Source organism: Sandaracinus amylolyticus (assembly GCF_000737325.1).
GTDB classification, from domain to species: domain Bacteria; phylum Myxococcota_A; class Polyangia; order Polyangiales; family Sandaracinaceae; genus Sandaracinus; species Sandaracinus amylolyticus.
Genome location: NZ_CP011125.1, coordinates 8,715,600 through 8,734,797, shown reverse-complemented (window position 1 = coordinate 8,734,797; position 19,198 = coordinate 8,715,600). Strand labels below are relative to the sequence as shown.

17 protein-coding genes are annotated in these 19,198 nt (G+C 72.5%); 12 read left to right on the top strand and 5 right to left on the bottom strand.

The genetic code is table 11. The annotated features are described in order from the left end of the window. Window positions 1-69: 69 nt before the first annotated feature. Entirely contained in the window at window positions 70-648 is a 579-nt protein-coding gene (locus DB32_RS48780; protein WP_053237318.1) for an HdeD family acid-resistance protein, read from the bottom strand. A 220-nt stretch (window positions 649-868) separates the two neighbouring features. Between DB32_RS48780 and DB32_RS45955 the strand changes: the two genes are divergently transcribed. From DB32_RS45955 to DB32_RS36710, 7 genes are all read left to right on the top strand, one after another. Further along, complete coding sequence (locus DB32_RS45955; RefSeq protein WP_053237317.1) at window positions 869-2,176, top strand: DUF58 domain-containing protein; 1,308 nt, start codon at window positions 869-871, stop codon at window positions 2,174-2,176. Beyond that, the gene (locus tag DB32_RS36740; RefSeq protein ID WP_157069859.1) at window positions 2,173-3,198 is read left to right on the top strand and encodes a stage II sporulation protein M; all 1,026 of its coding nucleotides are present in this window, start codon (window positions 2,173-2,175) and stop codon (window positions 3,196-3,198) included. The genes DB32_RS45955 and DB32_RS36740 overlap by 4 nt, the downstream gene beginning before the upstream one ends. Then, window positions 3,195-4,061: an RDD family protein gene (locus tag DB32_RS36735; protein ID WP_075098116.1), complete on the top strand. Its 867-nt coding sequence runs from the start codon at window positions 3,195-3,197 to the stop codon at window positions 4,059-4,061. Before DB32_RS36740 ends, DB32_RS36735 begins: the two co-directional genes overlap by 4 nt. A 377-nt stretch (window positions 4,062-4,438) precedes the next feature. After that, window positions 4,439-6,019 carry a hypothetical protein gene (locus DB32_RS36730; protein ID WP_053237315.1) on the top strand — a complete coding sequence of 527 codons (1,581 nt, stop codon included), beginning with the start codon at window positions 4,439-4,441 and terminating at the stop codon, window positions 6,017-6,019. Window positions 6,020-6,035: 16 nt separating this feature from the next. Next, the gene (locus DB32_RS50105) at window positions 6,036-7,115 is read left to right on the top strand and encodes an FHA domain-containing protein (protein ID WP_157069857.1); all 1,080 of its coding nucleotides are present in this window, start codon (window positions 6,036-6,038) and stop codon (window positions 7,113-7,115) included. 637 nt (window positions 7,116-7,752) lie between these two features. After that, window positions 7,753-9,582, top strand: a complete 1,830-nt coding sequence (locus DB32_RS36715; protein ID WP_053239085.1) for a glycoside hydrolase family 15 protein — start codon at window positions 7,753-7,755, stop codon at window positions 9,580-9,582. 58 nt (window positions 9,583-9,640) lie between these two features. Further along, window positions 9,641-10,816: a sensor histidine kinase gene (locus tag DB32_RS36710; protein WP_053237312.1), complete on the top strand. Its 1,176-nt coding sequence runs from the start codon at window positions 9,641-9,643 to the stop codon at window positions 10,814-10,816. Window positions 10,817-10,824: 8 nt separating this feature from the next. Here DB32_RS36710 and DB32_RS36705 read toward each other — a convergent pair whose 3' ends face one another. Both DB32_RS36705 and DB32_RS45950 read right to left on the bottom strand, forming a co-directional pair. Next, on the bottom strand, window positions 10,825-11,694 hold the full coding sequence (locus DB32_RS36705; RefSeq protein WP_053237311.1) for a bile acid:sodium symporter family protein: 870 nt from the start codon (window positions 11,692-11,694) through the stop codon (window positions 10,825-10,827). Between the two features lie 6 nt (window positions 11,695-11,700). Further along, window positions 11,701-12,231: a hypothetical protein gene (locus DB32_RS45950; RefSeq protein WP_053237310.1), complete on the bottom strand. Its 531-nt coding sequence runs from the start codon at window positions 12,229-12,231 to the stop codon at window positions 11,701-11,703. Between the two features lie 376 nt (window positions 12,232-12,607). Between DB32_RS45950 and DB32_RS36690 the strand changes: the two genes are divergently transcribed. After that, the gene (locus DB32_RS36690; RefSeq protein ID WP_053237308.1) at window positions 12,608-13,273 is read left to right on the top strand and encodes a hypothetical protein; all 666 of its coding nucleotides are present in this window, start codon (window positions 12,608-12,610) and stop codon (window positions 13,271-13,273) included. A gap of 16 nt (window positions 13,274-13,289) precedes the next feature. After that, entirely contained in the window at window positions 13,290-14,162 is an 873-nt protein-coding gene (locus DB32_RS36685) for a hypothetical protein (protein WP_053237307.1), read from the top strand. 6 nt (window positions 14,163-14,168) lie between these two features. Here the strand turns inward: DB32_RS36685 and DB32_RS36680 are convergent, their stop codons facing one another. After that, window positions 14,169-15,359 (bottom strand): hypothetical protein, encoded by a 1,191-nt coding sequence (locus DB32_RS36680; RefSeq protein ID WP_157069854.1) that lies wholly within the window; start codon window positions 15,357-15,359, stop codon window positions 14,169-14,171. A 91-nt stretch (window positions 15,360-15,450) separates the two neighbouring features. Between DB32_RS36680 and DB32_RS36675 the strand changes: the two genes are divergently transcribed. Continuing rightward, entirely contained in the window at window positions 15,451-16,044 is a 594-nt protein-coding gene (locus DB32_RS36675; protein ID WP_053237305.1) for a hypothetical protein, read from the top strand. Between the two features lie 311 nt (window positions 16,045-16,355). Here DB32_RS36675 and DB32_RS36670 read toward each other — a convergent pair whose 3' ends face one another. Beyond that, complete coding sequence (locus DB32_RS36670; RefSeq protein ID WP_157069852.1) at window positions 16,356-17,270, bottom strand: crotonase/enoyl-CoA hydratase family protein; 915 nt, start codon at window positions 17,268-17,270, stop codon at window positions 16,356-16,358. Between the two features lie 80 nt (window positions 17,271-17,350). Here DB32_RS36670 and DB32_RS36665 point away from each other — a divergent pair, with 80 nt between their 5' ends. Both DB32_RS36665 and DB32_RS36660 read left to right on the top strand, forming a co-directional pair. Continuing rightward, window positions 17,351-18,160: a PaaX family transcriptional regulator C-terminal domain-containing protein gene (locus tag DB32_RS36665; RefSeq protein WP_053237304.1), complete on the top strand. Its 810-nt coding sequence runs from the start codon at window positions 17,351-17,353 to the stop codon at window positions 18,158-18,160. A 26-nt stretch (window positions 18,161-18,186) separates the two neighbouring features. After that, entirely contained in the window at window positions 18,187-19,197 is a 1,011-nt protein-coding gene (locus DB32_RS36660; RefSeq protein ID WP_053239083.1) for a fatty acid desaturase family protein, read from the top strand. Window position 19,198: the final 1 nt, after the last annotated feature.

Genomic DNA, 19,198 nt, shown 5'->3' with positions numbered 1-19,198 from the left:
AGGACGCCACCCGGTGAGCGAGACGAAGAGGAGCCGTCTCGCGACGTGCATCGCGATCGATTGGAGCCCTCAGGCCGGCGCCGCTGCGCCCTCGATGATGCGACCCTCGCGCGTGCGCACGACGCGACGCATCGCGAGCGAGCCGACGACCCACGCGATCCCGCGCGAGACGAGCTCGACGCCGACGATCGTTCCGACGAGCCACAGCGCCGAGACAGGCCACGACGCGAGCAGGTAGACGCCGAGCAGGAGCGCGACGACGCCGTAGAGCGCGTCCCAGCCCCAGCGCGGATATCGATCCGCGACCGCCGCGATGCCGCGCACCAGGCCGGCGGCGACCATGAACGCGCCGATGAACAGCGTCGCCACCGCGAGCCCCGTGAACGGTCGCGAGACGATCGCGACACCGACGACGATCGACAGCGCGCCGCTGAGGAACGGCAGCCACATCGAGCCGTGCCGGCGCAGGCGGAAGCCCGCGATGATCTCGGAGACGCCGGCCGCGACGAGCAACACGCCGGCGAAGACGACGGTGACGAGCCCGGTCGTGAGGCTCGCGCCGATGCAGAAGATCCCGCCGAGGATCATCAGGACGCCCATCGCGACCCCAGCGGCCCAGCCGTACGAGAACGAACGATTCGTGGTCATGATCCGACTCCGGACGTACGCAGCCCGAGCGCGACGCGGGGGCGCACGTCGAGAGCGAGCCAGGGTCGTGCCACGACGCACACCAGGGCCGATGCACGTCGCGCGACGCCGACTTCGTCGCATCGAGCGCCAGCGACGTGTCGTGCGAGGGGCGCCGCGCGCCAGCGCGCGATCGTCGTGAGCGCGCGCGAGTTCCTCAGCTACGCTCGGGCCTCTCGCCGTGGTCCCGACTCCGCGCCTCCTCGTCGTCCTGCTCGCGATCGCGCCGCTCGCGATCCTTCCTCTCGCGATCGAGCCAGCGTGGATCGCGCTCGCGGTCGCTTGGGTCGCGGTCGCCGTCGCGGTGGGGGTCGACCTCGCGCTGCTCGCGAGCGCGCGGCTCGACGTCGCGCTGCAACGGCCGGCGAGCGCGGGCGTCGGGCGCGCGGTCCGCGCGAAGGCCGCGATCGATCTGCGGGCCGCGGCGCCGCTCCACGGGACGCTGCGCGCGATCGCGGAGGCTCCGCTGAGCGCGTCCGCGCCGATCGCGGTGCGCATCCCGCGCGGTGCGTCGGAGCTCCCGATCGATCTGCACGCCGACGCGCGCGGCACGGGCGCGCTGCGCGAGATCTGGCTGCGCGTCACCGGTCCGCTCGGGCTCGTCGCGCGCATCGAGAAGGTGGACCGCGGCGCGGGGCCGATCGCGGTCGTGCCCGACGTCGAGCACGTCGATCGCACCACGATGGCGGTGCTCGGCGCGCAGCCGATGCTCTCCGGGCTCAAGCGCGAGAAGTGGACGGGCGAGGGCGGCGAGTTCGAGTCGCTCCAGCAGTACACGCTCGGGATGGACCTCGGATCGGTCGACTGGAAGGCGTCGGCGCGGCACCAGCAGCTGCGCGTGCGTCGCTTCCACGTCGAGCGACGCCAGCGCATCGTCGTGTGCCTCGACGTCGGCCGCGCGATGCGCGATCCGATCCAAGGGCTCGAGCGTCTCGATCACGGCGTGCACACCGCGCTCGTGCTCGCGAAGGCGGCGCTGCGCGCGGGAGATCTCGTCGGGATGCACGCGTACGGCGGCGAGCCGCGCGCGTGGGTGCCGCCGCGCTCGGGCGTCGGTCAGTTCGCGCGACTGCGACAAGCGGCGGCCGCGCTGCGCGCCGAGACCGACGAGACCAACCACGTGCTCGGCCTGCACGATCTGCTGCGCCGCCTCAGCCGCCGCACGATGGTCGTCGTCTTCACCGAGTTCTCCGATGCGACGACCGCCGAGCTGATGCTCGACGCGCTCGGTCAGCTCGCGCGCAAGCACGTGATCGTGTTCGTCGCGCTCGACGATCCGCTGCTCGAGGAGCCGCTCTCGACGCTGCCCTCCGACGCGTCGGATCTCGCGGCGGCGGTGGTCGCGTCGAACCTCGCGCAGCGTCGTCATCTCGTGCTCGCGCGCCTGCCGCGCCTGGGCGTGCACGTCGTGCACTCGCGCCCCGGCGCGGTCGCGGCGGACCTCGTCGAGCGATACGTGAACATCAAGGCGCGAGGGCTGATCGGATGACGACGGACCGCGTGTCCGATCCGATGCGCGTCGAGCCTCGCTCGGTGCGCTTCCGCGCCGAGCGCGAGGCCGAGTGGAGCGAGCTCGAGCAGATGCTCGATCGCGCGCTCGCCGGGGGCCTCCGCCGGCTCACCGAGGAGGAGCTGCATCGCCTCCCGATGCTCTATCGGAGCGCGGTCTCGTCGCTCAACGTCGCGCGCAAGACCGCGCTCGATCGCGCGCTCGTGACGTACCTCGAGTCGCTGGTCGGTCGCGCGTACCTCGCGGTCTACACGTCGCGTCGCCCCGAGCGCGGGCCGCTGCGGCGCTTCTTCTTCGAGCGCTTCCCGATCGCCGTGCGCTCGATGGCGCGCGAGCTCGCGCTGTCCACCGCGATCTTCGCGCTCGGCGTGCTGGTCGCGTACGCGATGGTGCGGGCCGATGCGGAGTGGTACTTCGCGTTCGTCGACGCGGGCCTCGCGGGCGGGCGCTCGCCCGGCGCGAGCACCGAGTTCCTGCGCGACGCGCTCTACGCGCCGCAGCACGACGGCCTCTCGATCTTCGCGTCGTCGCTCTTCAGCCACAACGCGGGCATCGGGCTGCTCGCGTTCGCGCTCGGGTTCGCGGCGGGCGTGCCCACGGCGCTCCTCGTGTTCACCAACGGGCTGATGCTCGGTGGGTTCCTCGCGCTCTACGACGAGCGCGGGCTGCTCGTCCCGCTGCTCGGCTGGCTGCTCCCCCACGGCGTGCCGGAGATCGGCGCGATCCTCCTGTGTGGCGCCGCGGGGCTCGCGCTCGGTCGCAGCGTGCTCGCGCCGGGCGCGCGGAGCGTGCGCGATGCGCTGGTCGACGCGGGACGGCGCGGCGCGGTGGTGGCGGCGGGCTCGGTCGTGCTCTTCCTGATCGCGGGGTTCGTCGAGGGCGTGTTCCGTCAGGTCGTGACCCACGACCTGCTGCGCTTCGCGCTCGCGCTGTTCAACGCGGCGTGGCTGAGCGCGTGGATCGTCCTCGGCGGTCGGGCGCTCGTGAGGCGTCGGTCGTGAGCGAGCGAAGCGTGCGCCTGCTGGCGCCGGAGGGCACCGAGATCGGCCTCGCGCTCGCGAGCGTCGGCGAGCGCGCGATCGCGTACGTGCTCGACGTCGTGTTCTCGCAGCTGCTGTTGCTGCTGTTCGTGGTGATCGGCCTCGTCGCGACGGTGATCACGACGAGCGAGCACGTGCTCGCGCTGCTGATCCTCGGCGCGTTCGTGATCCGGCACGGGTACTTCCTGTTCTTCGAGACGCGCTTCCAGGGCTCGACGCCGGGCAAGCGCCTCTTGCGGTTGCGCGTGGTGTCGCGCGACGGCGCGCAGCTCGGGCTCGACGCGATCGTCGCGCGCAACGTGATGCGCGACCTCGAGGTGATGCTGCCGCTGATGCTGCTCGTGGCGCCGGAGGCGGCGATCGGTCGCGCGCCGGCGTGGCTCGCGTATCCCGCGGTCGCGTGGCTGATGTTGGTGGCGCTGCTGCCGGTGCTCACGCGCGAGCGGACGCGCGCGGGCGATCTCGTCGCCGGCACGGTGGTGGTGCGCGTCCCGCGGAGCGAGCTCTTGCGCGACGAGGCGCGCGGCACCCGGGCGACGCGGCTGCGTTTCACGCGCGAGCAGCTCTCGGTGTACGGCGAGCACGAGCTCGAGACGCTCGCGCAGCTGCTGCGCTCGGCCGAGGCGGGCAAGGCGGACGACGACGACCTGCGGGTGGTGGCGACGACGATCGCGCGCCGCATCGGGTTCGAGGGGAACGAGCCCCAGCGCGCCCCGGGGACGTTCCTGAGGGCGTTCTACCGGGACCAGCGCGCCGAGCTCGAGCGGAACCTGGTGCTCGGCCGACGCATCGCGGACAAACACGAGCGGAACAACAAGCGCTGACGCGTCCGGGGCGGCCCCGGGTACCGGTCCCCGCTCCGGTTCGGGCCCCGGCCCGGTCCCGCTTCGGCTCGGGTCGGCCCGCTTCGGCCCCGGTCGGCTCGCTTCGGCTCCCGTTCGAGCGCCTGCGCCGGCTCGGCCCTGCGTTCCGTCCGGGTCCGGGTCCGGGTCGCGACCCCGACCCCGCCCCCGTGACTGGGGTTGCCCGCCCCCGTTCGACTCCCTCCGCGCTCTTGATCCCTCGGCCGATTCCTCCGTACTATCGAGCACCCATCGCCAGGCCGAGGTGTGCGGAACGCCTGGTGTGACGCACGCGGCGGGGCCCCTCTCGGGGGCGATACCGGCCGGGCCCCACGCTCGTGGTGCCTTCACGAGGATCCATGCACCTCCACGTTCGCTCGCTCCGGAACCTGTTCACCGTGCTCTGCTCCGTGGCGCTCCTCGCCGCGTGCGCGGTGACGCACGAGGACGTCGACACGTGGATCGGCACGGTCCGCGGCCCGGGGAAGATCAAGGCGGTCCTGCTCTCGGACAAGTACGACGACGAGCTCCGCATCCACGCCGGTCTCGCGCTCGTGCGCATGGAGCGACAGGACGTGGAGGGCGTGACCGAGCTGCAGAGCGCGCTGCGCCAGCTCGACGACGAGACGCGCCGCCGGATCGTCGACGGCATGACGCCCGGCCTGCTCGAGCTCATGCGCGGCGAAGGGCAGCCCCAGCAGGCCGAGGAAGGCCCGCCGCCGACGCTCCAGGTCCGTGCGAAGGACGCGGCGTTCCTCGTGCTCCAGTACGCGAGCCCGACGCAGCAGGGCCAGCTCACCGACGGCGTCGTCGGCTGGTTCGTCGAGGACTTCAACGGCCGCAGCCTCGCCGGCAACTTCAGCGCGGAGCAGGTCGTCCGCCAGCTCGGCGCGCCCGCCGCGCAGCGCCTCGTCGACGCGATGAACGCGCGCATCCCCCAGCAGGCGCTGGTGAAGATCGCGGAGCTCGTCGCCGCGCTCGGCTCGCCGGAGACCAAGACGCGCGCCGCCGAGCGCCTCGTCGCGATCGAGCGCGAGATGGAAGGGCCGGAGTTCGGCACCTGGCTCGGCGAGCGCATCCGCACCCAGCTGGCCGCAGCGGGTGGCGCGGCGCCCGACGACGCGCGCGTGCAGGCCGCGGTCGCGCTCAACCGCGAGCAGTTCATCACGACGGGCGCGCTGCCCGCGATGCACCACCTCGCCGATCAGCCGACCGTCTCGAACCGCCTGCTCGAGATGGCGACGCAGACCGCGGGCAGCACCGAGGATCGTCGCGTCGTCGCGCTCCAGGCGATGGAAGGCCACGTGCGCCCCGATCAGAACGCGACGCTGCTCGCGCTCGCGCTCGATCAGAGCTCGCCGGTGCGCGTGCGCGACTACGCGTTCGACCGCATCGCCGACAGCCGCGCGCGCGAGGCGATCCCGCAGCTGTGGCCGCTCGCGACCAGCGCGGACAACGCGCAGTGGCGCCAGCGCTGGCGCGTGGGCTCGCTGATCCTGACGCTCGGTGGCCCGGAGATCCTGCCGGAGTGGCTCGGTCGTCTGCCGAACGCGCGCGACATCCAGTACGCGCGCGAAGAGCTCAACGGGTACGCGACGCGCATCGCCGCGATGCGCCCCGAGCCGGACGCGCTGATGACCGCGCAGCTCGCGTCGCCGAACTGGTGGAACCGCGCGATCGCGCTCTACTACTTCGAGCGCCAGGGCGACGAGGCGGACCTGCCGCGGATCCAGGCGATGGCGGGCGACACCACCGCGACGCGCGGCGAGCACTGGGAAGAGCACGACACGGTCGGGAAGATCGCGCAGGACGTGGTCACCGCGATCCGCGAGCGCATGACGCGCGGCGCGGCGGGGGCCGGTGCGACGGGCGCGACGGGGGCCGGGGGCACGGGTGGAGCGGCCGCGGGTGGCGCCGGCTCCGCCGGTGCGCCTGGTTGAGGGACGAAGCACGACGATGAACGACCAGAACAAGAAGACCCTGCGGCAGTTCCAGTGCCGGGACTACCTCTGGGAGATCTTCGAGCAGATGAGCGGCGAGCTCGAGTGCTCCGTCGACTATCTGATCAACGAGGCCATGCGGCAGTACGCGCGGTCGCGGAACTACGGCGCGCGCACCGGGCCGACGCCCGATCCGACCGGGCAGCGCGCGCGCCCCGAGCCGACCGCGCAGCAGGGCCGACAGCGCGTGCCGAGCCAGCCCGCGATCCCGTCGGCGCCGCCGCCGCCGCCCGCGCGCGGATCGTACCCGCAGCCCGGCGCACCGTCGTACGGGCAGCCCTCGCCCGCGCCGGTCCCGGGCTCGGCCGGGTATCCGCCGCCGCCTCCGGGGCGCTCGTCGCCCGGTGGGTATCCGGCGGCGCCTCCTGCGCAGCAGCCGCCCGCGGCGTACGGCGGTGCGGGCTACGGCGCGCCCGCGCCCCAGGCGTACGGCGCGCCCCCGATGCAGCCGCAGTCGCAGGCCGGCGGCTACGGTGGAGCGCCTTACGGCGCGCCGACGCCGGGTTATCCCGCGCCGCCCTCGTATCCCGCGGCGTCGTCGCCGGGCGGCTATCCCGCGCCGCCCGGGTACGGCGCGCCGCCGCCGCGTCCGGCCGCGCCCGCCGCGCCCTCGTCGTATCCGCCGCCCCCGCAGACCACGCGTCCGCCGGCGTACGGCAGTGGGGGCGCGCCCGCGTCGTACGGCGCGCCGCCTCCGCTCCCGAGCGCAGCGCCTCCGCTGCCCGGCGCGGGCGGAGGCACGCACCCCGCGGGCATGCCGACCCTCTTCGTGATCTTCAACGGGCAGAAGTTCCCGGTGAACAAGGAAGAGTTCATCATCGGCCGCGGCACGAAGACCGCGGATCTCGCCATCAAGGACGGCAACATCTCGCGTCGCCACGCCGCCGTGATCTTCCAGAACGGCGGCTTCTACATGAAGGATCTCGGCAGCACGAACGGCGTCGAGTTCCAGGGCCGGCGCGTCGACGGGAAGCGCATCGAAGAGGGCGACGTCTACCAGCTCTGCGACTACGAGCTGCGCTTCACGTATCGCTGAGCTTCCCTGGAGGGTCTTGGAAGACCGCTGAGCTTCCTGGAGGGGTCTTGGAAGACCGCTGAGCTTCCCTGGAGGGTCTTGGAAGACCGCTGAGCTTCCCTGGAGGGGTCTTGGAAGACCCCTCCCCCCGACGTCGTCGGGGCCCCCCTCCCCAAACACTGCGCGCGGGGCCCCAGCCCCGCTTGCGCGTGCTCGGGAGCGCTTCGGAGCGCTTCGGAGCGCGGGGCCCCAGCCCCGCTTGCTCGGGCTCGGCACGCGCGGATGACCGGATACCGGCCGCGACCGCAGCTCCGGGTGCGAGCGCGCGTGAGGCGCATCGCGTTCGCGAGCGCGCGCGTGAGGCGCATCGCGTTCGTGCGAGCGCGCGTGAGGCGCATCGCGTTCGTGCGAGCGCGCGTGACGCGCATCGCGTTCGTGCGAGCGCGCGTGAGCGCATCGTGCTCGTGCGAGCGCGCGTGAGCGCATCATGTTCGTGCGAGCGCGCGTGAGCGCGTTGGCTCGTGCGAGCGTGGTGTCGAGCGATCGATGCGGCGTCGCGTCGCGCGTTCGTCGATCGCGGGACACGTCGCGTCGGGCGACGCGCGGGGCACGCGCGCTGCACCCGTCCGCACCGACCCGCGGACGAGGAGCGAACGCGATGGCCTCTCGCATCGAAGACTACGGATTCATCGGGGACATGAAGGGCTCGGCGCTCGTCTCGCGCCACGCCGACATCGACTGGCTGTGCGTGCCGCGCTTCGACTCCGAGGCGTGCCTCGCCGCGCTGCTCGGCCGCGACGAGCACGGACGATGGGCGCTGCGCCCGACCTCGCGCGTGCTCGAGACGCGGCAGCGTTATCGCGGCGACACGCTGGTGCTCGAGACCGAGCTCGAGTGCGACGAAGGCGTCGTGCGGATCGTCGACTTCATGACGCCCACGTCGGACCGCAGCGACGTGGTCCGGATCGTCGAGGGCGTGCGTGGCGCGGTGACGCTCGAGATGGTGCTCGACGTGCGATTCGGCTACGGCGCGAGCTTGCCCTGGATCCGCAGCTACGACCGGCAGGTCACGCTCGTCGCGGGGCCGGACTCGATGCACCTGCGCGCCTCGGTTCCGCTCACGTCGACGCGCACTCGCGTGTCCTCGATCTTCACCATCCGCGCGGGCGAGCAGGCTTCGTTCGTCGCGACCTGGGCCGCGTCGGACTGCGCCGCGCCGCCGCCGCTCGACGCAGGCCGCGCGCTGCAGGAGACCGAGCGCTTCTGGCTCGAGTGGGCAGGGCGCTGCACCTATCGCGGCAAGTGGCGCGACGCGGTCGTGCGCTCGCTGCTCACGCTGAAGGCGCTCACGTACGCGCCGACCGGCGGCATCGTCGCCGCCCCGACGACCTCGCTGCCCGAAGAGATCGGCGGCGTGCGCAACTGGGACTATCGATTCTGCTGGCTGCGCGACGCGACGCTCACGCTCGATGCGCTGATGATCGGCGGCTACTCCGACGAAGCGCGCGCGTGGCGCGACTGGATCGCGCGCACCGTGCTCGGCGATCTCTCGCGGCTCCAGATCATGTACGGCCTCGCGGGCGAGCGGCGGCTGACGGAGTTCGAGCTCGACTGGCTCCCCGGCTACGAGGAGTCGCGCCCGGTGCGCGTCGGCAACGGCGCGTGGAACCAGTTCCAGCTCGACGTGTACGGCGAGACGCTCAGCTGTCTCTACCAGGCGCGTCGCGCCGGACTGTCGGCGCTCGAGGAAGCGTGGGACATCGCGCACGAGCTGCTCGAGCGCATCGAGAGCATCTGGCAGAAGCCCGACGAAGGCATCTGGGAGGTGCGCGGCGGCGGCCTTCGGCACTTCACGCACTCGAAGGTGATGGCGTGGGTCGCGATCGATCGCGCGATCCGTCTGATCGAGGAGTTCGGCGTCGGCGGCGAGCGCGGCGCGAACGATCTCGCGCACCTGCGCGCGCTGCGCGAGCGCATCCACGAGGACGTGTGCACGCGCGCGTGGAACGAGGGCATCGGCGCGTTCGCGCAGTCGTACGGATCGGACGCGCTCGACGCGAGCGTGCTGATCATCCCGCACTGCGGGTTCCTGCCCGCCGACGATCCGCGGATGCTCTCGACGGTGCGCGCGATCGAGAAGCGCCTGGTGCGCGGCGGGTTCGTGCAGCGCTACTCGACCGAGCTCGGCCTCGACGGCTTGCCCGGCGACGAGAGCCCGTTCCTCGCGTGCAGCTTCTGGCTCGCCGACAACTACGCCTTCCAGGGGCGCATCGCCGAGGCGGAGGAGCTCTTCGAGCGGCTGCTCGCGATCCAGAACCACCTCGGCCTGCTCGCCGAGGAGTACGACCCGAACGCGGGCCGGCAGATCGGGAACTTCCCCCAGGCGTTCTCGCACCTCGCGCTCATCTTCACCGCGAACGCGATCGAGACCTGTCGCGCCAAGAAGACGACGCGCGCGCAGCCCGCGCCGCAGCCCGCGCATCCGTGAGCATGTGGCGCGCGACCTCGCGCCACGCGACGGTCCGGCTCGTGCGTGACGGCGTCGCGTGCCCGTCTCCACGGACCCGCGATGCGCCGAGCTCGCGCGCATTCTCCGCCGCGAGAAGCAGCCGATCCTCGACACCTGGATCGCGCGCGTGCGCGCCGACGAGCGTGTGCCGCGCGCCCGAGCGCTCTCCGACCCCGAGCTGCTCGATCACTCGCCGATGCTGCTCGACGAGGTCAGCGATGCGCTCGAGGGGCACGATGCACCGCAGCGGCGCCACGATGCGGCCTCGGAGCACGGCGCGCAGCGTGCGGGGCACGGCTACGACATCCGCGCGGTCGTGCGCGAGATCGCGTTGCTGCGCGACATCATCGTCGAGCGGCTGGCGCCCGACGAGCAGCTCCTCAGCGGGCCGCCGGGGCGCACGTTCCACGGCGTGTTCGACGACTCGATGGCGGCGTCGGTCGAGCGCATGGAGTCGGTCGCGCGCGCCGCGATCGCGCGCGAGCGAGACGAGGCGCAGCGCGCGAAGCTCCGCGCCGAGCGCTCGGACGCCGAGAAGGATCTCTTCGTCGCGGTCATCGCGCACGAGATCCGCACGCCGCTGACGGCGGTGCTCGGGTGGATCGCGCTCGCGCGCGAGCGAGTGCGAGAGGACGAGCTGCTCGTGCGCGCGATCGACACGATCGATCGCAACGTCGCCGTGCTGCGCCGTCTCGTCGAGGATCTGCTCGATCTCGCGCGGGTGCGCAGCGGCAAGCTCTCGCTCGATCTGCAGCGCGTCGACGCCGCGCGCTTCGTCACGGCGGCGGTCGAGTCGGCGCGGCCGCACGCGGCGGGCAAGGGCGTCGACCTGTCGATCGAGCACATCGCGCCGGCGCACGTGCAGGGCGACCCCGACCGCCTCCTGCAGGTGCTCTCGAACCTGCTCGTGAACGCGATCAAGTTCACGCCGCGGGACGGACACGTCGTCGTGCGCGTGGCGCGCGCCGCCGATCGGGTGCGCGTCGAGGTGAGCGACGACGGGCCGGGCATCGCGCCGGAGATCCGCGCTTCGGTGTTCGACCCGTTCAAGCAGGGCGATCCGCTCGCGGGCAGCCGTGGCGGCGGGCTCGGCCTGGGGCTCGCGATCGTGCGCGAGGTGGTCGCGGCGCATCACGGCAGCGTGGGCGCGGAGAGCGAGGGCGTGGGCAAGGGCGCGACGTTCTGGTTCGAGCTGCCGCTCGCGCCGCCGTGATCGATGGCTCACGCAGGCGCGGGCGCGCCGAGAGCCTCGGTGTCGATGTCGCGGCGGCGCCACGCCGCGAGATAGAGCGACTGCACCACGAACGCCGTGACGATGTACGGGACGAGCACCGCGAGCGGGCGACCCTCGGGGAACGCGACCGACGCGATCAGCAGCGCGAGACCGGGGTTCCGGAACGAGGTCTCGAGCGCGAGCGTGACGCGATCCTCGCGGCGAGGACCTCCGAGCAGGTGCCCGATCGCGAGCGCGCCCGCGACGAAGAGCGTCATCGCGACGTACGAGCGCACGTCCATCGCGAAGATCGATCCCGACGACGCGACGAGGATCAGCACCACGGCGATCGCGAGCGCGAGCTTCGCGATCGCGCCGATCGGACGCGCGAGACGCGCGAGCGCGGGCGCACGCCGCGCGGCGACGATCCCGAGCACCATCGGGGCGAGCAGCGCGGTCGCGAGCTGGCCCGCGACCTGGCTCGGGCCGACCGACGCGCGGAACCCGAGCACCGCGCCGAGCGCGGCGAGCACGATCGGCGTCGTGAACACCGCGAGCGAGCCGAGCGTGAGGTGCATCGCCGTCGCGAAAGGCACGTCGCCGCGCTGCCCCACGATGCGCCCGAGCGCGAGCGGCGCGACCGGCGACGCCGCCATGATCGCGATGCCCACCCGCACCCTCGGGGTCGTGGGCACGACCAGGAGCACGAGCAGCGCGAAGAGCGGGACGAGCACGATCACCGCGAGCACCGCGCGCGACATCCACCAGGGGCGATCCGCGCCCGCAGCGCGGCGCTCGTCGACGCGCATCGAGAGCCCGTGCGCGAACATCATCGCGGGCAGCGCGACCGCGATGACCGTCCGGATCGCGTCGGACATCGGCGGCTAGTCGTCCTCGCCGCGCAGCGTCGCGTACTCGATCGCCTCGCCGGTCGAGAGCTCGCAGTCGCCCATGCCGCCCGACGCCGGGCCATCCTCGGGCCGCGCGAGCACGAACGCGCACCGCATCCGCTGTCCTTCGGGGCCCTCGAGCTGCGCGATGACGCGACCCGAGTACGTCCGCACGAAGCCCGGATAGTCGTAGTACATGTCCGGGTAGCCGTAGCCGCCGTACCAGGTGTGTCCCCACGTGGTCCAGTACGGCGAGATGTCCGTGCCGAGCGTGGTCGACGTGACCTGCAGGAACGAGCCGCGGAACACGCGCCCGTCGGGCAACGTCGCGGCGATGTCGCCGCTCGTCGCGTCGGGCTCGGCGACCCACGCGAACTCGACGTCGCCCTCGCGCTGCTTGCCGACGGTCTGGAGCTCGCCGCGACCGCTGCCGCTCGTCGCGCACGCACCGAGCGCGAGCGCGGAGCCGAGGAGCGCTGCCGCGCCGTTCCGGTGGATCGAACCCTGACGTCGTTCGGGTCGCATCGTCGTGCCTCGTGCGAAGGGCCGTGATGCAGGGACGAAGCAGGCGACGTGCCTCGTGACGAGCGTGAGCTGCGCGTCGCGCGATGCCCTCGCGCACCGCGAGCGCACGGGCGGCGCGCCTCGGAACGAATCGCGCGATCCCGCGCGACGTCGCGGCGTGATCCGACGTGTCGCGAGGCGAGCGCGGTGCAGCGCCTCGCCGGCGCGCCGCTCGCGTGCGTGGCGTCGGTTCGCGCGACCGTTCGCGGCTCGCGGCGTGGGACCTCGAATCGCGAGACGCTGCTCGCGTGATCACGCGAGGATCGTCGGTGGATCACGCCGTGCTGAGCAGCCCTCGCCAGCGATGCGCGCTGGAGCGCGTCCGGGGAGGTCGACGATGCCGAAGGCATGGACGAACGAGGTCGTGGCGCGGTCGCTCGGCGTCGCGCTCTGCGCAGGGTGCGCCGCGCAGCCCTCGAGCCCTCCGGCGACGGTGGTCACGCACGGCGGAGAGCAGGCGCGCGCGACCGCGCCCGCGCTGATCGAGGTCGACGAGTCGGCGCTCGCCGCGCTGCCCGAGGTGACCGCGCCGGGACCCACGACGGTCGCCGCGCCGACGCCCGACGCGACGCCCGCGCCCATCGAGGCCGCCGAGGTCGACGCCGACGTCGAGGAAGACGCGACCGCGCTCGCATGCCCGAGCGACGTGGCCGGGCTCGAGGCGCGAGCCGTCACGACCGCGCGCGGCGCTGCGCTCGTGCTCCGCACGTCCGAGCCCGAGCAGGTCGACGAGCTGCGACGCCGCGTCCGCGAGCTCGCGAGCGCGCTCGACGAGGAGCGACGCGAGCGCGCGACGATCACCCACACACCGCGCTTCGCCGCGTCGGGGGCGATGCACGAGACGCACGAGGTCCGCCTGCACGACGTCGCGCGCGGCGTGCGCATGGAGCTGATCGCCCGCGAAGGCGACGCCGCAGCGCGCCGCGAGCTGCGCGACGAGCTGCGCGACGACGCGCGCGTGCTGGGCGAGGGACGCTGTCCGCTGCGCTTCCAGACCACGTGACGGAGGAGGAGGACCCATGCAGCACGAGCGATCGAACGTGGGTGCGTGCTGGCTGGCCGCGATCATCACGGTGGCCGCGAGCGCCGGGGCGTCGCGCGCGAGCGCGCAGGTCGCGGAGGGGCAGCTCGTCTACGTGCAGGGCGACGACGGCGCGCTGCAGCTCTATCGGCGCATCGACGCGCCGGACGAGGGCGACGGGCGCGCGCGCTTCGTGCGCGTCGATCGGACGCAGCCCGTCGAGGGCCAGACGATCCCCGTGGTGCCGCGCACCGCGGTGCTCGCGTCGGTGAGCACCGACACCGCGCAGATCGAGATCGTCGAGCCGCCTCCGATGACGACGACGACGAGCGGGGGCGTGGAGCTCGGCTCCGAGCCGCGCACCGAGGGCCCGATGTACATCGAGCAGCCCGCGCCGGAGCTCGCGCGCTTCCGGCTCGGCGCGTCGGCGATCGGCGGCGGCATCATCGGCGACCTCGACGGCTGGCTCGTCGGCGCGAACCTCCGCGTGGGCACCCAGCTCGGTCCGTGGTTCGCGTTCTACTACGCGCCGACGTTCCTCTACGGCGGGCTCAGCGACTCCGACGGAGCGTTCGTCTTCTGGAGCTCGTTCGTCGGCGAGGTGACGCTCTGGGACATCGTCTCGGTCGGCGTCGGGCCCTCGGTCGACATCTACGACGACTGCGACCCGCGGGTGCGCGCGAACGCCGCGTGCTCGCGCGTCGACGAGACGTTCTTCGGCCTGCACGGGCGCGTCGCGCTGAACCTCGGCGCGGGGGGCCCGGGCGAGCGCGGCGCGGTGAGCGTCTCGTTCGAGGTGCACCCGACGTGGTTCGGCGAGGATCTCTCGGCCGTCGCGATGCTCGGCGGCGTCGGCGCGGAGCTCTACTGAGCGGACTCAGCCCATCAGGCCGCGCAGGCGCTTCACGATCTCGACCATCGGCAGCTGCTGCAGGTAGACCGCGAGCATCGGCACCGCCGCGCACGCGAAGAGGAGGATCAGCGTGGTGCGACGGACCGGCGCGCGCCGCATGTCGATGCAGTTCTGGAAGCTCGACGACATGTCGATGTGCGTCGACGGCTCGTCGGCATCGACGGGGAAGGGCGTCGCGCTCCTGCCCGCGATGTGCTTCGCCACGTAGCGGCGCGAGAGATCCGCGGCCGCGACGCCGTAGTCGTCGTGACGCTCGCGCCGCGCGCGCTCGAGCGGCCACGCGAACACCGTCATCGGCGAGACCGCGAGGAGCGGCGCCGCGATGCAGAAGAGCAGGACCGTGGGATCGAGCGCGTCCACCGCCTCGCCGGTGTGGCGCAGCAGCATGATCAAGCTCGCGGCGAGCGTGCACGAGAGCGCGAGCACCAGCCACGCGAGCGACTCGTGCGCGTCGGACAGGAAGCGCAGCCCCGCCATGCGATCGGGGTGCGTCGCTTCGAGGCGCAGCGGCACGCGCGCGACGCGCGCGAGCAGGAGGAACCAGAGAGCGAAGTGCCACAGCCAGCGCCCCACCAGGAACCGATACACCGGCAGGCTGAAGCAGAGATCCCACGCACCCGCGAGCGAGAGCGTCGCGCCCGGCACGAGCGCGGGCTGCATCCATCGCTCGAGCCGCCCCGCCGTGATGTCGTCCACGGCGAACGCCGCGACGAGCCCGACCAGCACGACGTCGGGCCACACCGCGCGGTGCAGCCGCTCGACCGAGGCGATCGCGGCGCGATACGCCGCACGTCGATCCTCGGGCACCAGCCCGGCGCGCTCGAGGTGCTCGAGCGCGGCCCCGAAGCGCCGCGCGACGGCGTGCTCGCCGATCATCAGGAGCGGCACCGACACGAGCAGGCGCACGTGCACCAGGATGTCGCTCGCGAACGATCCCGGCGCGCCGCGGAACGTGCCCTCGGCGTACGACGCGACGGCGAGCGGCGCCCACGCGATCAGCACGATCGCGGCGCAACGCTCCACGACGCGGCGCTTCGGCCCGGCGCGCGGGTCGAGCGCGTTCAGGATGCGATCGAAGGGGTCGCCCGCGAACAGCGCCGGCTGGGCCATGCGCAGCCACGAAGCGCGCGCCGTGCCCACGGGCGAGAGTGGCACGCGCGCTGCGAGAGCACGCGTCGAGAACGCCGATGGTCGAGCCGCGTGGAGCGCTCCAGCGCGGCTCGAGCGCGCGCGGGGAGGTGTCGTCATGCGAGTCGAGCGTTGCGTGCTGGTGTCGCTCTGCCTCGCTCTGGTGAGCGTCGCGGGGCGTGCCGCGGCACAGGGCGACGAAGGCTTCTGGGTGCGACCGCGCGTCGGCGGATCGCTCGTCCTCGGCGGCACGCTGGGCGAGCCCGAGGGCTGGCTCGCCGGCGGCAACGTGCGCGTCGGCGCGCAGCTCGGCGAGTACTTCGCGACGTACTACCAGGCGAACCTGATGTACGCGGCGCTCGCGGGCGGCACCGAGATCGACGATCGCGACGACGACGGCGACTCCGACAACGCGTTCGTGATGTGGAACGTGTTCCTCTTCGAGGCGACCGTGCTCGACGCGATCTCGTTCGGCGTGGGGCCCTCGGCCGATCTCTACGAGGACTGCGAGGACGACGTGCAGGCGAACCGCGGATGCGCGCGCGACTCGCTCTACTTCGGGATGCACGGGCGCGTGTCCGTCGGCTTCGGCGCGACGGATCGCGGCCGACGTCAGGCGCTGACGCTCTCGTTCGAGGCGCACCCGACGTGGTTCGACGAGGACCACATGACCGTCTCGATGCTCGGCGGCATCGGCTTCGATCTCTACTGATCGAGCTCCAGTGTTCGCACTCTGGTGATCGCGCTCTACTGATCTCGCGGCCGGGTAAAAATCGGCTCACCCGCCGGTCCCTGCCGTCCGCGCGCTTTGCGCGCTCCCGTCCGGAACCGACGGGACGAGCACTCCTGCTGGGACTCGGCTCGCCCGCCGGTCCCTGCCGTCCGCGCGCTTTGCGCGCGTCCCGTCCGGAACCGACGGGACGAGCACTCCTGCTGGGACTCGGCTCGCCCGCCGGTCCCTGCCGTCCGCGCGCGTCGCGCGCTCCCGTCCGGAACCGGCGGGACGAGCACTCCGGCGAGGACTCAGCCCTTGAACGTCGACAAGCCGAAGTCGCCGAACGGCTCGTCGCGCTCGCGCACCGCCTGCTTGAAGCCGACCTCGGCCGCGCGCTGCTGGAACGCGTAGCCCTCCTTCGTGTGGCGGGTGATCCCGTCGAACACGGTGCCGACGAGCTGCGTGGTGTGGAGCCCCTGCGCCATCAGCGTCTGGTTGAGGAGCAGCTTCATCATCACGAGCTGGTTGATCGGCATCTTCGCGATCCGCGCGAGCAGGATCTCGAAGCGCTCGTCGAGCCGATCCGGCGGCGCGGACTCGATCGCGAGGCCCCACTCGTGCGCTTCCTCGCCCGAGAGGCAGTCGCCGGTGAAGAGCAGGCGCTTCGCCTTCTCGAGCCCGATGCGGTGCACCCAGATCGACGTCGTCGGCGAGCCCCACACGCGCGCCGGCGGATATCCGATCTTCGCGTCGTCGGCGATCACGAGCAGATCCGAGCAGAGCGCCATGTCGGTCCCGCCCGCGACGCAGAAGCCGTGGACCTTGCACACGACCGGCTTCTCGCCGTGGAACAGGCTCATGAAGCCGCGGACGTTGCGGCTCATCATCGCGTAGTCGACCATCGGGTCCCACGCGCCGTTCGGCACGTGGTTCTGCAGCTGCACCGCGGGGTCGAGCGGTGAGCCGGGGACACGCGAAGCATCCTCGCTGCCGAGGGTGAACGTCTCGGCGCTCTCGACGAGGTCGTAGCCGCCGCAGAACCCGGAGCCGTTCCCCGAGAGCGCGATCACGTGCACGGACGGATCGAGGTTCGCGCGCTCGACGCACGCCGCGAGCTCGCGCGGCATGTCCATCGTGATGCCGTTGCCGCGCTTCGGGCGGTTCAGCGTGATGCGCGCGATCCGCCCGGTGACTTCGAACGTCATCGTCTTCAGCGTGTCCACGACGGTCTCCTCCTGGATTACGATCGATTGCAGGTCATGCGATCGTCCGTTATGTTACAACTCGCCGCAAGAGCTGATGTGTGCGTGTAGCAACGCCTCCGAACCCGCGTGACCTCATCCTGAAGCTGCTCCTCGGGGCGGAGGGCGGGTCGTTCTCGGCGCGCGACGCGGTGGCGGCGTGCGCGCTCTTCGGCATCCGCGAGAACAACGCGCGGGTCGCGCTCGTGCGGCTCTCGGCGACGGGCATGATCGAGGGCACCGGGCGCGGCGCGTACCGCATCGGGCCGAGCTCGTCGGATCTCGCCGAGGAGGTGCGCGCCTGGCGCGCGGCCGAGTCACGCGTCCGGAAGTGGAACGGCGCGTGGCTCGTCGTGCACTCGGCCGCGCTCCTCCGGAGCGATCGTGCCGCATGGCGCCGCTGCGATCGCGCGCTGCGGATGCTCGGCTTCCGCGAGCTCGAGAAGGACCTCTTCGTGCGTCCCGACAACCTCGTCGGGGGCGTGAAGTCGGTGCGCGCGCGGCTGCGCAAGCTCGGGCTCGCGGCGGAGGCGCCGGTGTTCACGGCCGACGACCTCGACGAGGAGCTCGACGCGCGGGCGCGCGCGCTGTGGACCAGTGACGCGCTCACCGAGTCGTACGCCCGGACGCGCCGTGAGCTCGAGCGCTGGCTGCAGCGTATGCGCACGCTCGAGCCCGAGGTCGCCGCGCGCGAGTCGTTCCTGCTCGGGAGCGACGCGATCCGGCAGCTCGTGTTCGACCCGCTGCTGCCCGACCCGCTGGTGGACGTCAGCGAGCGGCGCGCGTTCGTCGACGTGGTGAAGCGGTTCGACGAGGCCGGGCACGCGATCTGGCGCACCGTGCTCGGCGCATCGGCCAAGGAGGTCCCGTGACGATCGACTCATCGACGCCGACCGAGATGCCGGCGAGCACGATCAAGACCGTCGGGCGCATCTTCACGCGCGACGAGATCCGGATGTTGAACGAGCGTTCCAATACGATGGGGATGCTCGCGGTCGGCTCGACGTGGGCGGTGATCGTCGCGACGCTCGCGACGTTGGCGTGGGCCAGCACGCAGCCCGCATGGATCGCGATCCCGACGTTCGTGCTCGGGCTCGTGATCCTCGGCGGACGCCACCTCGCGCTCGCGATCCTGCACCACGACGCCGCGCACCAGTCGCTCTTCCGGTCGCGCTGGCTGAACGACTTCGTCGGGGACTGGCTCTGCGCGCGCCCGGTCTGGAACGACCTCGCGAAGTACCGCGCGCATCACTTCGTGCATCACCGCAAGACGAGCCAGCCCGAGGATCCCGACCTCTCGCTGATCGAGCCGTTCCCCACGACGCGCGCGTCGCTGCTGCGCAAGCTCGCGCGCGATCTCGTCGGGCTCACCGGGCTCAAGTACCTGCTCGGGCGAGCGCTGATGGATGCCGGCGTCGTTCGCTGGACCGTCGCGAGCGACGCGGTGTGGCTGCCGCGCGAAGGACGCCGCTGGTGGAGCTATCCGCTCGAGCTCGTGAAGAACGCTTGGGGCATGATGCTCACGAACGCGCTGCTCTTCGCCGCGTGTTGGGCGTGCGGGCACGCGTGGCTCTACGCGATCTGGGTGCTCGCGTACGTCACGCCGTATCCGCTCTTCCTGCGCATCCGCTCGCTCGCGGAGCACGCGTGCACCGAGCGCAGCACCGACATGTTCGCGAACACGCGCACGACGCGCGCGGGCTGGCTCGCGCGGATGACGGTCGCGCCGATCCGCGTGAGCTACCACCTCGAGCACCACGTGCTGCCCGGCGTGCCGTACTTCCGACTGCCGCTTTTGCATCGCATGCTGCGCGAGCGCGGCGTGGTGCCGGAGCCGCCCGGGTACCTCGACGTTCTGAAGATCGTGTCGTCGGGCGCGCCGCGGGATGCGACCGCGACGCGCCCCTGAC